The organism is Lysinibacillus sp. A4 (assembly GCF_024919535.1).
GTDB classification, from domain to species: domain Bacteria; phylum Bacillota; class Bacilli; order Bacillales_A; family Planococcaceae; genus Lysinibacillus; species Lysinibacillus capsici.
The window spans coordinates 503,950-517,241 of record NZ_JANWTB010000001.1; the positions used below are offsets into that span (position 1 = coordinate 503,950).

10 protein-coding genes are annotated in these 13,292 nt (G+C 39.0%); 3 read left to right on the plus strand and 7 right to left on the minus strand.

Annotated elements, in window-relative coordinates:
- Positions 1-51 precede the first annotated feature (51 nt).
- Positions 52-1,458, plus strand: coding sequence for a pyridoxal phosphate-dependent decarboxylase family protein (locus NY607_RS02930; RefSeq protein WP_131519777.1), 1,407 nt, complete (start codon positions 52-54; stop codon positions 1,456-1,458).
- Between the two features lie 192 nt (positions 1,459-1,650).
- Here the strand turns inward: NY607_RS02930 and NY607_RS02935 are convergent, their stop codons facing one another.
- The 7 genes from NY607_RS02935 to NY607_RS02965 form a co-directional block, all read right to left on the minus strand.
- Positions 1,651-2,265 (minus strand): HD domain-containing protein, encoded by a 615-nt coding sequence (locus NY607_RS02935; protein WP_112117768.1) that lies wholly within the window; start codon positions 2,263-2,265, stop codon positions 1,651-1,653.
- A gap of 701 nt (positions 2,266-2,966) precedes the next feature.
- Positions 2,967-4,010 carry an S-methyl thiohydantoin desulfurase domain-containing protein gene (locus NY607_RS02940; RefSeq protein ID WP_131519776.1) on the minus strand — a complete coding sequence of 348 codons (1,044 nt, stop codon included), beginning with the start codon at positions 4,008-4,010 and terminating at the stop codon, positions 2,967-2,969.
- Positions 4,011-4,026: 16 nt separating this feature from the next.
- Positions 4,027-5,601: an OPT/YSL family transporter gene (locus NY607_RS02945; protein ID WP_004269402.1), complete on the minus strand. Its 1,575-nt coding sequence runs from the start codon at positions 5,599-5,601 to the stop codon at positions 4,027-4,029.
- Between the two features lie 22 nt (positions 5,602-5,623).
- The gene (locus tag NY607_RS02950; protein ID WP_054550817.1) at positions 5,624-6,376 is read right to left on the minus strand and encodes an IclR family transcriptional regulator; all 753 of its coding nucleotides are present in this window, start codon (positions 6,374-6,376) and stop codon (positions 5,624-5,626) included.
- A gap of 12 nt (positions 6,377-6,388) precedes the next feature.
- Positions 6,389-8,068, minus strand: a complete 1,680-nt coding sequence (locus tag NY607_RS02955) for a hydantoinase B/oxoprolinase family protein (protein ID WP_131519775.1) — start codon at positions 8,066-8,068, stop codon at positions 6,389-6,391.
- A 3-nt stretch (positions 8,069-8,071) separates the two neighbouring features.
- On the minus strand, positions 8,072-10,108 hold the full coding sequence (locus NY607_RS02960; protein ID WP_131519774.1) for a hydantoinase/oxoprolinase family protein: 2,037 nt from the start codon (positions 10,106-10,108) through the stop codon (positions 8,072-8,074).
- A gap of 452 nt (positions 10,109-10,560) precedes the next feature.
- On the minus strand, positions 10,561-12,240 hold the full coding sequence (locus NY607_RS02965) for a formate--tetrahydrofolate ligase (protein ID WP_131519773.1): 1,680 nt from the start codon (positions 12,238-12,240) through the stop codon (positions 10,561-10,563).
- Between the two features lie 213 nt (positions 12,241-12,453).
- Here NY607_RS02965 and NY607_RS02970 point away from each other — a divergent pair, with 213 nt between their 5' ends.
- Both NY607_RS02970 and NY607_RS02975 read left to right on the plus strand, forming a co-directional pair.
- The gene (locus NY607_RS02970; RefSeq protein ID WP_004269397.1) at positions 12,454-12,654 is read left to right on the plus strand and encodes a cold-shock protein; all 201 of its coding nucleotides are present in this window, start codon (positions 12,454-12,456) and stop codon (positions 12,652-12,654) included.
- Positions 12,655-12,799: 145 nt separating this feature from the next.
- On the plus strand, positions 12,800-13,078 hold the full coding sequence (locus NY607_RS02975; RefSeq protein ID WP_048390101.1) for an amphi-Trp domain-containing protein: 279 nt from the start codon (positions 12,800-12,802) through the stop codon (positions 13,076-13,078).
- The last annotated feature ends 214 nt before the right edge of the window (positions 13,079-13,292 follow it).

Here is a 13,292-nt window from a genome sequence, read left to right on the forward strand (position 1 = left end):
ATAGTGTAGAGGCAGAAATAGCTAAGTTAAAAAGAAGGGAAATGATGATACATGATGAACATGAAGCAAGATCAGGAAAAAATAAAAACGCTTTTAATGGAGGTAGTTGACCATGCAGCCAATTTTTTTACTAATCTGGAGCATAGAGCTGTAACGAACCATTCCTCTAGCCTTCCTACTCCGACACTTCCAGAAGTGGGTGAGGGTGCTCAGGCAACACTTCAATATTTTACAAAGCAATTTGCTGAAGGCTTAAATAGTAGTGTAGGCTCAAGGTACTTAGGTTTTGTCACAGGTGGATCTACCCCTGCTTCGATTGTCGGAGATTGGTTAGTAAGTGTTTACGATCAAAATTTATCCCATTCTAAGGGCTCTATTGCAGGTTCAATGGAGCTTGCAACAATTGACATGCTTAAGGAGTTATTGCTATTAAGCGATGATTATCGAGGAACATTTGTCAGTGGAGCTACGATGGCTAATTTTGTAGGACTTGCTCAAGCAAGGGAATGGATTGCACAACACTATGGAAAAAACACTGCGCTGGATGGTCTTTATGGTATCCCTCCAATAAAGATTGTGAGCGGAACGCCCCACTCAAGTATTGTCAAAGCAACTTCTATGCTTGGCATGGGGAGAAATTCCATTCATACTATCCTATGCCTAGAACAGCGAGAAGCCATTGACATCACAAAATTACAGCAGTTTCTTGAAGCAAATCCACATGAACCTTGTATTGTTGTAGCAAATGCTGGAACCGTCAATACGGTTGACTTTGATGATTTACAAGCAATTGGCGAGCTAAAAAGGCGGTACCCTTTCTGGCTTCATATCGATGCGGCTTTTGGTGGCTTTGCAGCCTGTTCACCAAAGTATCGTCACTTTGTCGAGGGCATGAATTATGCAGATTCTATTACAATTGACGCACATAAATGGCTGAACGTCCCTTATGATGCCGCTATGCAATTTACCCGTCATCAATCGTTGCAAGCAACCGTTTTTCAAAATAATGCTGCCTATCTTGGTAGTTCCCTTGAAAATCCAGATTTCTGTGATCTTACACCTGAAAATTCACGTCGTTTTCGTGCGCTACCTGCTTGGTTTTCTTTACAGGCCTATGGTAAATTGGGCTACCAACAATTAATAGAAGAAAATATATTACTCGCACAACAGCTTGGTCAAAAAATAGATGACAGTCCCTACTTTACATTGCTAGCACCTGTTCGACTGAATATCGTGTGCTTCGCCGTCAATCATGAGGCACTGACAGCTGAAATGAACCAACAATTTTTAACAACTTTAAATCAACAAGGCAAAGTATACATGACGCCAACTGTCTACAAAGGTATGCCAGCTATTCGTGCGGCTTTCAGTAATTGGCGTACTTCCCAAGCAGACCTGACAATCATTTGGGAAGCATTAACAACAGCGATATCCTCCTATTTTAATGAATCCATCTAAGCTATTAAATGGTAATGGAGTAGCATGATGAAGGATTCCTCATTTGTTGCGCCTCCAATAATTCACTACAAAACTAAAATGCTACTTGCCATAGGAAATGCACGCTTCATTATTTTTGTACTACGAAGACCATAGCCGAATGAAGCACAAAAACCGCCCTTCAAATTGAAAAGGCGGTTTTTGTGCTATGTGCTATTGACCGATTTCGTGCTGGAGTTGCTTTAAAAAACTTTCCATAAATTGATGACGTTCAAGTGCCATTTGCTTGCCCTTTTCCGTCACCATTAAATCTTTTAACAGTAATAATTTCTCATAAAAATGAGTAACAGACGCGGTATTGTTTTGACGATATTCTGACTCTGACATATTTGTGCGTGCTTCTTCTTCCTTATCATAAAGCTTGCGACCTTTTGCGCCACCATAAGCAAATGTTCTGGCAATGCCAATAGCACCAATCGCATCTAAACGATCTGCATCTCGGACGATTTTTGCTTCCAATGATGTTGCTTCTAGCTCATTCCCACCATTAAATGACACCTGAGCAATGCAATCTCGAATATGCTGCTTTTTACCCTCACTAACAGGTAATTCCGCAATAAGCTGTTCTTCCTTTTCCTTGCTATCGGTATACTTTTTGTCACTGACATCATGTAAAAGTACCGCTATTTTCACAACTTCTTCATCTGCTGTTGGCTCGCTATGTAGGATAGCTAATGCATTTTGATAGACACGTTCAATATGTTGAAAATCATGACTAGCATCAAATTGCTCATATATTTCACGTACTTTATTCATTAAATGATTCATAGTCTACTCATTCCTTTCCTACAAAATTATACTGTATTTTATTACATAAGAGGTAATCTAGAAAAATTAAAAATCAAACCCATTTCAATTGACTAATTTTTCAGAATATTGTATGATAAACGTACAGAACAGCTATTTGTTCTGTACCTCATATTTTTCAGCAATGTACAACAGCTGTGTGTTTAACAGATTTAACATTAACTTCAGCGGGCTTACAATTGAATAACCTGTTTAAAAGATGACGTGCGTATTGAAAACCTATCATCTAAACAAATAAAAGTGAACACTTTCCCTTAGAAATTCTTTGTTTAACCCGCATAGCCAACTGTACATGCCGAAAATGTGAACAACAAGTTAGTTTGTTGCATGACCAAAAGGATTTCGCCAGTTGTAGCAGAAGTGCATTGTTTTTTCATTACTGGTTGTTACCTTCTTCTAGTCAATACCTTGATTATGTATGAACGTAGCTCCTCCCTTTAATGAAAATCGTACACGATAATTGCTTACAGCTTGTGAATACCACGTTCGATGAGTTGTGCAAATCAGTAAGAAATTCATTTAAGCCATCAATGTATGAAGTGAAAAAGGAAGTAGGAACGATTGTGATAAAATGTATTACCATCCCGCTGAAGGACAAATAAAAGCTGCCCATCTTACATTCAAGTAGATGATGGCAGCTTTTACTGTTTTATTTTCTTACTTTATAGAACGCCTTTGATCACTTCATCAATTTCCCGCAATAGTGCTTCGTTTTGCATAGTTGTACTTAATTTTAAGTTAGACTGGTCTACATGAATCACTGCGACATGCATCCCCTCTTTAATACTTGCACTTGGCACTGGCATCATTTTTTCTATATCGAACGTCATGATGAGGTCTGGGAATTTGGATTGTACCTGCCCTTCCTTCGCTAATGTCATGTACTCATTCCAGAACGTCAGATGGTAATCACCCACTGATAATTCCCCTACATCGAAGCCATTTTCCTTTGTTAACGAATAATTTGTGACAGCGCCTGATACGATGTGCATGCCATTCAAATACTGCAACACTTGGGCTAGCTTTTCTTCAAAGGTTTGCCCATTTAAGAAGCGATAGCCAAGCTCTATGGCCATAGTGATCGCTTTTGGTGCGCCATGTTTTTGTAAATAGTCAATCGTTACAGGATTTCGAGTGACCCCGACTAGCCCGCCTGCTAAAATAGAAGCTTGGCGTGCTGTCTTTGCAGTGCTGTGTAAATTCCCTTCCACAAAGCCTTGGACGGCGAAGTCATCTTTTCCTCCTGCATAAAATTGTACAGATTGGTATTCCTGTTGTTCATGGAGATTTAAAGAACCCATGATGCCCGTTGGATGTGCTCGTCCATTACAGGGAGCATCCACAACAGGTACTTGTAATAAGACTGACTGCAACCAGCCATTGATCGTCGTGATGGCACCATTTTCATTTGTAATGATGCCCTTTAGACGTTGATTGACATGGTTGTTCATACTGCGATAGCTCCAACAAAGCTGTTCATTTGAAATATATTGATCGGCCGCTGATGGCGCACCTACCATTGCCACACAGGCAACTAAATCTTCTTGGTCTAATTCAGTAATATCCACGATTTGAGGTTCGCCTGCTGCAAAGATTTCCTCCACTAGCTTGAGTCCTTCCTCTAGGAGACCACCGCCGCCTCCGCCAAGGATTGCTCCTCCATAAACGGCCGCAATCCCATCCTCATACGATAATCCTTTCGCCATTCAGCATGACTCCTTTCTATTTCCCTATTTTGATAATAGAAGTGAAGAAGCTATATAAAGCATCTCCAGCAATAACACCTGCTGCAAATACTGTCATTTCAGATTCTCTCTTACCTTTCGTCACATATGTGAAAATAACACGTAGTAAGATACCCACTAGGACAGCCCAACCAGCAATTGGATTGACAAGTAATAGACCTGTTGCAAATAAGATACCCATTTGACGTTTTGAACCACCAATTAGCTGAATTAATGCACCTGGAATCGCCCAAATCATTAATTGTTTCGCTACATCGCCTGTAACGCCTGATTGAATTGTTGCTGCATACACATGGTTAACAGGTGCTACTAAATCCTGTGCAAAATAAGATTTATAGGATAGCAATACTACAACTGCGGAAATTGCAAAAGCTAGCATACCAGCAATCAATTGTTGCTTGCGACCTTCTTTTTCTAATGCAACATCACTACCATTACCACGTAAAATGAAACCTGTTTTTAAGTCATAGCCCATATCCGCAAATGCTACCCCTGTAGCAGCACTATACCCTGCTAGTAATGCAAGTGCTGGAGCGGGGAAACCAATTAAAATACCAACAATCAGTGTAATAAATGCCACTGCAAATGCAGGGAACCAACCCGCATGCATCGCTGCGATACCTACAATTAGCTCATGGACAAATGCAGCAATCGTTGCAAAGATGATGAATCCTATTAACATACCGAAAGACATGTGTGAAATAATACCGCCTAAAATAGCGATTAATAGAGCAATGGCTAAATATGCTATAAACCCAACACCAAATGCTTGTCGAATTTCTTTTGCATCTTTTGAATAGCTTAACTCTTCTGACTTTTTAGCCGACTTTTTATTCAATAAAGCAAAAGCTACTTGGAAAAGTGCTACAATCCCAGCACCAATCATAACGCCATGTGGAATATAGTAAGCATTTAAGTCAACATTAAATAATTGAACAGAATAGCCTCTTAATAAAAGCCCAATCCCAAACATCGTCAGTGCCCAAATATTACCGATGAACGCTACCCCAAAAGCTGACATTGGAATTTTCAAAACAGATCCCACGATACCAATTAACACGCCACCAATTAATACCTTTGCATTCTTACCGCCTTTATCGCCCGCCTTAATGGCTTCAGCTGTTGCAATCCCTGGTGGCCAAGTACCTGCTGCTGGGAAAATCTTTGTATCGAAAAATTTATATAATAATAAAGCATCAACAAACATCGCTAAAATAACACCGATAAACAATGGTAATACTAAATTTTCATAGCCTAATACATATGGAATACCAATTGGCAACATTAAACTACTTGCTGCACTGAACGTTGCTGCCGAAATGGCAGTTTGAATAATATTTTGTCTGTGTACAGATTTAAAGGCAATTAGCTTGCCAATCGGTATTCTTCCAAGAATCATCGCAAATATTGCCCCAACGATTGATGTATTGGCAGAAATCCCTAAAGTCGTAATCAGCTGTATCCCAATAATTGCCCCCACAACAGATGTTAAGACGATCATTAGTAGAGTTACAGGCTCTAAAGCCCTTGGATGTAATACTTTATTATTCATAGTGTCAGCTCCCCTATTGTTGTTATAATTTTGAAATGTGTGATTGTATTTGCTGAGCTACTTTCACTAACTGTTCAAGCATATTTTTCTCCCTTTGATCATCTAAATCATATACTAACCCAGAAATTGTAAGAGATGCAGTGATTTCCTTTTTATAGTTAAATAACGGTACACTAATGCCAAATGCATGTTCATTATACTCCCCGATGGTAACACACCAGTTGTTTTGGCGAATTTGTTGCAGCTCTTCCTTTAATGACGCTAGGAAAGAAACCTGCTCTTCCTTCGATTGTTCCTCATGAAAGAAGGCCATTAATTCCAGTTGCCTGTCCTCGTCTAAATAAGCAAACATGACCTTACAGGAAGCACCGATGTAAAGGGGTGTCTTTGTTCCTAAAGACACCGCATACTTTACATTTTTATTGCTTTCGGCTATTTTCGTTGTGACACCGTATTCATTGTCCATATAAGTAAGAAATACTGATTCATTGATTTCACTGGCAAGATTTTGCATCAATTCATAAATGGTCGAGTGAGGGTCTTTTGAATTCGATAACACATCATAAAAAAGGTACATTTTATAACCTAATTTATATTTTTTCGTGTGTTCATCCTGTATTAAATAACCCGCTTCTGTAAATGTATTAATGGTTCTTTGCACGACACTTGTCGGCAGTTTCATCATGCGTGAAATTTCACGAACACCTAATGCATTTTCTGTCGTTGCAAAGCATTCTAGTATATCCAATGAGTTTTTTAATGTCTTGACAGTCATCTATTTCTCCCTTTAAGCGTTTTGATAACCGTATCGCTCTTTCGCTACATCTACAGAAATATATTCATTTAATAGATCACGTTCAATGGCCTCTGAGCTTCGTTCATGTGGAGGACCATAACCACCACCAGTAGCTGTCACAAGCTCAATACGATCGCCTTTTTGCAATTCATAATTGGCAAGTACGCCCACTGGTCCAATTTTTGTTCCATCCTTTTTATGAATGATTAAATAGTTGTGAGAGCCTTCTCCACCACCATTTAAGCCGAATGGCGCGAATTGATGTCTACCTAAGTTCACAGAAACCCTTTGACCATCATGATTGACTGTATAAACGCGGCGAACACCTAAGCCACCTCTAAATTGACCAGCACCAGCACCGTCACAATTTAAGCTATATTCATCAATTTGAATACCGTATTTTGTTTCTGCAATTTCAACTGGAAGATTATATGTTTCACCATCTCCCATACAATATTGCCCGCTTTGCCCATCCTCGTCATTCGCTGCTCCCCAGCCACCAACAGATGGCTCAACAATTAGGAATGACTCATCATTTTCAGGATTTTTTCCTGTGAGAATAAACGTACAAACAGATTGTAAATGCCCTGCAGATAAGCGTTCTGGTAAATGCGGCGCAAGAGCTTTCCAAATTAGATCAGCTGCCCCAATACGTGCCTCAAAATTCATCGACACAGGATGTGGACGTTTAGCTGAAACAATCGAATTATCATCTGTGATAATCGTTAAGCGTTTAAAGACACCTTCGTTAATTACGTCAATATCGCCAAGTAATGCTAGGAACATAACGCGCACACTTGCCATTAAACCAAACTGAGAACAGTTCATTGGCACATTGACTGCAGGATGTGAGCCTCTGAAGTCACAAATAAACGCCTCATCACTAATTGTGACTTTCACTTTTATTGGATAAGGTCCACCCTTTAATGGGTCCCCTTCAATATAGTCCTCCGCATAAAATTCACCTTTAGGTAGGTGTTGAAGCTCATACTCTACTATTTTCTCACCCTTGTCCAATAATTTTTGAATGGACAATTTCACCGATTCCGCTCCAAACTTCTGACAAAGCTCTGCGATTCGTTTTTCACCTGTTTTTAAGGCGGCTACTTGTGCAAACATATCACCGATTGAAAGCTCTGGTAAACGAACATTCGTAGAAATGATTTCATAGACTGCATCGTTCAACTCACCTTGATGATAAAGTTTGACACCTGGTAGCTGTAAACCTTCCTGATAGATTTCATTAGAATTACTTGTAAACGAACCAGGGTCCATGCCACCTACCTCTGTCCAGTGTGCTTTATTCGCAGAGTACGCAATAATTTCACCGTTGTAGAAAATAGGGAGAACTAAGCCCACATCCGATAAATGCGAGCCACCTCCAACATAAGGGTCATTGATAATAATGACATCACCTTCGTGTAGTTTTTTCCCATTATCAAACTTTTCAATTACACGCTGTACCATTGGACTTAACATCCCAATAAAGCTAGTTACACCGTTTCCTTGACTAATTAAGTTACCCTTGGCATCTGTTAAACCACAAGCATAGTCTAATACTTCATAGATAACTGGACTCATAGAAGAGCGTGCTAGAGCTATAAACATCTCATCGCCTATCGCTAGCAATGAATCTTGAATAATTTCTATTGCAAAAACATCTTTTTTCATGTTTTATTTCCCCTCCATCTCTACTATCAAATTGCCGTATTTATCAATTTCAATTGATTGATTATTATTGATTACGACCGTAGATGTTGGATTTTCTACAATTGCAGGTCCTGTAATGACATAGCCAGGTACTAATTTTTGTTGGTCATAGACATTGACCTCTATCCAACCTGTTCCCTTCACATATAAATTGCGTTGTGCCTTGATACATGTAGAATTGTCGATATGAGAGAAGTCTAGCTCTTTAAATTGAACCGCCTCATCTTTCCCGTAGATTGTAAGATGTAAGTTGACTAACTCAATTGGTGTGGCTGGTAATTCAAAAGAAAACTCTTGTTTATGTTTGATGTGGAAGGCTTCAGCTAATGCAAGTAGCCCCTCTTCATCAAGCGTAATAGCTGATGCGTTTAATTTAACAGCATGCTCTTGACCTTTGTAGCGTAAATCATAATTAATTTCAAAATAATAATGATCCTTTGATAATGGTGCATCTGCATAGGCATTGGCAATGACTTGATCAATATTTTCTTGAATAGCCGCAAGATGGACTTTGTCAAAGTTCATTAAACTTGTTTGAATGTAATCTTGTCGATATTCGGTCATCATCATTCCTAATGCTGAGAAGACGGACGAGCCATAAGGAATAATGACTTTTTTCATACCAAGCTCTTCTGCTAAATTAATCGCATGTAGTGGACCACCACCACCAAATGCCACCATTGTAAAGTCTTCAGGATCGTAGCCTTTACGAATAGAGATCAGCTTCAGTGCATTTAACATATTGGAGTTTGCAATATCTAAAATACCTTGTGCTGCTTCTTCTGCTGACACATTAAATGGTTTCGCAATTGCTTCAACAAGAGCCTCCTCCACTTTGTCAATGGATACTGGGTTATCAAAGTTTGCTAAGGATAATCTTCCTAAATAAACATTGGCATCTGTAATTGTTGGCTGTGTATTCCCTAAGCCGTATGCTACAGGCCCTGGCTTTGCCCCAGCAGAATCTGGTCCAACCTTTAATGAGCCAAACTGATCTACACGTGCGATAGAGCCACCGCCATTTCCTATTTCCACAATATCCACTACAGGTGTTTTAATTGGATAGCCCGCAAATTTTTCATTTCTTTCAATATAGTAATCTGTTGTAACATTGACTTTGCCATCTGTAATAAGCGAACATTTTGCTGTCGTCCCACCAACATCAAAAGCTATGATATTCGATTCATTTAAAAGTTGACCTAATTTAGCTGCCCCAAACATCCCTGCTACAGGTCCAGATTCAACGAGGTTGATTGGTAGCTCCATTGCTTTATCAAAGCTTGTAGTCCCGCCATTCGATTGCATAATTTTTAAATGGTCTGTAATGCCAATTGTGCTTAATTTCTCTTTTAGGCTTTTTAAGTAGGCATGTGCAATTGGCTTTACATAAGAATTAAGGACTGTTGTGTTTGTTCTTTCATACTCACGGTATTCTTTAATCGTTTCACTTGAAAGTGTGATATATACGTCAGGCCAAATTTTTAAAATGGCTTCTTTTAACTGTTGTTCATGAATTGGATTTTTATAGCCGTGTATCAAGGAAATGGCAATCGCCTCAACACCTAATTCCTTAAATTTATATACGATCTCGTCAACTTCCTCGGTATTAAGCGCTTTCATAATATTTCCTTTAAAATCAATTCGCTCATCAATTTCTTGACGTAAATAACGCTCTACAAATGGTTCTGGCTTTTTATATTTAAAGTTATATAAGTCTGGTCGATTTCCACGAGCAATTTCTATAACATCACGGAAACCCTTTGTTGTAATTAACCCAACTACGCCCCCTTTTCTTTCCGTTAATGTATTGATGATAACCGTCGATCCATGAATAAATGATTCAATGAAAGAATCTTCCGTTACATGTCGTCCTAATACATTTAATATGCCATCCTCAAAGTGACCAGGTGTCGTATGTCCCTTATCAAAATGAAGATTTCCTTTTTCATCTGTGAAAACTAGGTCAGTAAAAGTACCGCCAATATCTGTTGCGATTTTCAAGACTTCATCCCTCCGTGTTCCTATAATCGGTACAGTGTTCCGAATTAGAATTAAATAAATTATATTTAAAAGAAAAAGAAAATTCAATGTATTTTTTAAATAAAAATTCATTTGACAATTGTCCTTCGTTGTAAAAACCCGCTCTATCTTTCCAATATCAGAGAACTATTTATAAAAAATACCAAATACATTTATATAAGGAAAGTTCTCGTGATTTTTGTGCAACATAAAAAAGATCCTAGTTTTCACTAGAATCTTAAAATCACTTAAAAAAATTAATTTTTGCGAATTTTTACTCAAGGGGTAGAGGCAGGAAGCATCCGAAATTTCACTTTTATACCATGTTTGCATTGTAGATAGTCGATGAGTTAGGCCACTTCCAACGAACCAAATTTACCAAAATTATCAATAAAAAAAAGCTGCCGATTTAAGTAGGCAGCTTTTAATATCATTTAGAACAATCCTACCGCATGTCCTTCGTTGTCGACATTCATGCGTAGAGCAGCTGGTGCTTTTGGAAGTCCTGGCATTGTCATAATATCGCCAGTTAGACAAACTAAGAAGCCTGCACCAAGCTTTGGAATAACTTCACGAATTGTGATGGTAAAGCCTTCTGGACGACCAAGTAAACTTGGTTGGTCTGATAAAGAATACTGGGTTTTCGCCATACAAATTGGAAGGGAGTCCCAACCAAATTTTTCGATTTGGGCAATTTGTTTTTTGGCTTGGTCTGTAAATTGTACATCTTTCCCGCCATATACCTTTTGCACAATCGTACGTACCTTTTCTTCAATCGACTCCGTTATATCATATAAAGGAGAGAAGTTGTTTTCTTCCTCTAGCACAGCTAGTACTTGCTCAGCTAAGGCTAGACCACCTTTACCGCCCTCTTCCCAGACATTTGTACGGGCAATGCGAACATGATTTTCTTGACACCAGTTTAGAACGGCTTCTAGCTCAGCCTCTGTGTCCGTAATAAAACGATTTAACGCAATAATTGGTTCAACGCCAAATGTACGAACTGTATCTACATGTTTAGCTAAATTCTCAATCCCTTGTAGAAGTGCTTCCACATTTTCGCCTACAAGCGCTGTTTTCGGTACACCTCCATGCATTTTTAAGGCACGAATTGTCGCTACAATGACAACTGCGCTTGGTTTAAAGCCTCCCTTACGAGCTTTAATGTTCATGAATTTTTCAGCACCTAAATCAGAGCCGAAGCCCGCTTCTGTCACCACAATATCAGCTAGCTTACGAGCGGTTTGTGTCGCCATAATGGAATTACAGCCGTGAGCAATATTCGCAAATGGACCACCATGGATAATAGCAGGTGTTCCCTCTAATGTTTGAACTAGGTTTGGCTTAAAGGCATCTTTTAATAATAGTGTTAAGGCACCCTCTACCTGTAAATCACGCACAAAGACAGGCTCACGCTCGAAAGTATAGCCAATCACGATACTAGCGATTCGCTCACGTAAATCCTCAATGCTTGTTGCTAAACAGAATACTGCCATAATTTCAGAGGCAACCGTAATATCAAAGCCATCCTCACGCGGCATGCCTTGAACAGGACCACCTAATCCCACCACTACCTTACGAAGGGCACGATCATTTAAGTCCATGACACGCTTCCAAATAATGCGTCGTGGATCAATGTTAAGTGTATTACCTTGGTGGATATGATTATCAATAAATGCGGATAAAGCATTGTTAGCTGTTGTAATCGCATGAAGGTCGCCAGTAAAATGTAAATTAATATCCTCCATTGGTATAACTTGTGCGTAACCTCCGCCAGTTGCGCCACCTTTTACGCCCATAACTGGACCTAATGATGGTTCACGTAATGCGACCATCACCTTCTTATCTAATTGATGAAGGGCATCTGCTAGTCCAACAGTCACAGTCGACTTTCCTTCACCAGCTGGGGTTGGACTAATAGCTGATACTAATACTACCTTTGCATCCTCGCCCTGAGCAGTAATTTTTAATGGGTCGATCTTTGCTTTGTAGCGGCCATACTGTTCAAGAGCATCCTCTGGAATACCCGCAGCATTGGCAATTTCCGTAATAGGTTTGATCACTGCTTGACTAGCGATTTCTAAATCTGATAATGGTTGATTTTTCGTTGTCATTTGGCATCCTACTTTCTATGTTGTTCATTTCCATTATAGTCTTAATTGTGAAAAAAAAGAAAGCCAGATATGCAAGCATTTCGTCAATCAATTGACATCTTTGTTCAATTCCTGTATGTTCTAAGAGAAAATGCAATTTTTTCACATTTTCTCAATGAGTGCACCATTTATTTAACTTTATTTTACATTCAAGCGCATTGGAGGCGAATGCTTATGCAACAGGGGATCGTAAAGTGGTTCAATAATGAAAAAGGTTATGGCTTTATTGAATGTGATGATGGCGAAGATGTATTTGTTCATTTTACGGGCATCCAGGAGGAAGGCTTCCGTACACTTGAAGAAGGTCAAAAGGTTTCATTTGATGTTGTGGAAGGCAATCGTGGACCCCAAGCATCAAATGTTGTAAAACTATAAGCATAATGGGGCTATCCATGTAGTTCCAGATTAGCAGCGGATTAGGAAATGCATCGTTTCCTTCATCCGCTTTTTGTATTGTTTTATAAGCTGAATGCCCCCTCCATGTTATAATAGAAGTAACAATACGTAAGGAGGGATCTCGATGCAAAAACAAAATAAACCCATGACTGAAGTTATTTTGAAGCATAAAGAACGACAAAGTGTAGCAGAATTTGCAGCAACACTGGAAACGATTGCAAAAAAGCTTAAAGAAAATGGTGAATTCACTTTTGTTCAAGACACAGAGCCAACAGTTGTCAGCCCAAGTGAACAGCTCAAAATCGAATACTCCTATACAAAAAAGGGCGACAAGCATTCATTTGAAATTGAATTTGATTGGTATACAGGTACAGAAACACCGAAAAAAATGACAATTGAATAATAATTGGCAACGAAAATCCACTTCTCTGATGAAGTGGATTTTTCCATATTGTTGAATTAAAGATCATGTCACTGCTAAAACTTTTTAGCAAGGTGAGGGGGTGATTTCGCTCCAGGGTCTCCTCTATAACGCTAAATCCACAGGAAAGCAAGTAGCCAGCATAATAAATTCTATTGATGGTTTTGTTTTTCAATACTTATGTAAAAAGGCGAGA

What these genes read in the sequence shown, in the direction of transcription:
- NY607_RS02970 (WP_004269397.1), top strand. Translation starts at nt 12,454, where the DNA reads ATGCAACAGGGGATCGTAAAGTGGTTCAATAATGAAAAAGGTTATGGC.
- NY607_RS02965 (WP_131519773.1), bottom strand. Translation starts at nt 12,240, where the DNA reads ATGACAACGAAAAATCAACCATTATCAGATTTAGAAATCGCTAGTCAA.
- NY607_RS02975 (WP_048390101.1), top strand. Translation starts at nt 12,800, where the DNA reads ATGCAAAAACAAAATAAACCCATGACTGAAGTTATTTTGAAGCATAAA.
- NY607_RS02950 (WP_054550817.1), bottom strand. Translation starts at nt 6,376, where the DNA reads ATGACTGTCAAGACATTAAAAAACTCATTGGATATACTAGAATGCTTT.
- NY607_RS02945 (WP_004269402.1), bottom strand. Translation starts at nt 5,601, where the DNA reads ATGAATAATAAAGTATTACATCCAAGGGCTTTAGAGCCTGTAACTCTA.
- NY607_RS02940 (WP_131519776.1), bottom strand. Translation starts at nt 4,010, where the DNA reads ATGGCGAAAGGATTATCGTATGAGGATGGGATTGCGGCCGTTTATGGA.
- NY607_RS02955 (WP_131519775.1), bottom strand. Translation starts at nt 8,068, where the DNA reads ATGAAAAAAGATGTTTTTGCAATAGAAATTATTCAAGATTCATTGCTA.
- NY607_RS02935 (WP_112117768.1), bottom strand. Translation starts at nt 2,265, where the DNA reads ATGAATCATTTAATGAATAAAGTACGTGAAATATATGAGCAATTTGAT.
- NY607_RS02930 (WP_131519777.1), top strand. Translation starts at nt 52, where the DNA reads ATGATGAACATGAAGCAAGATCAGGAAAAAATAAAAACGCTTTTAATG.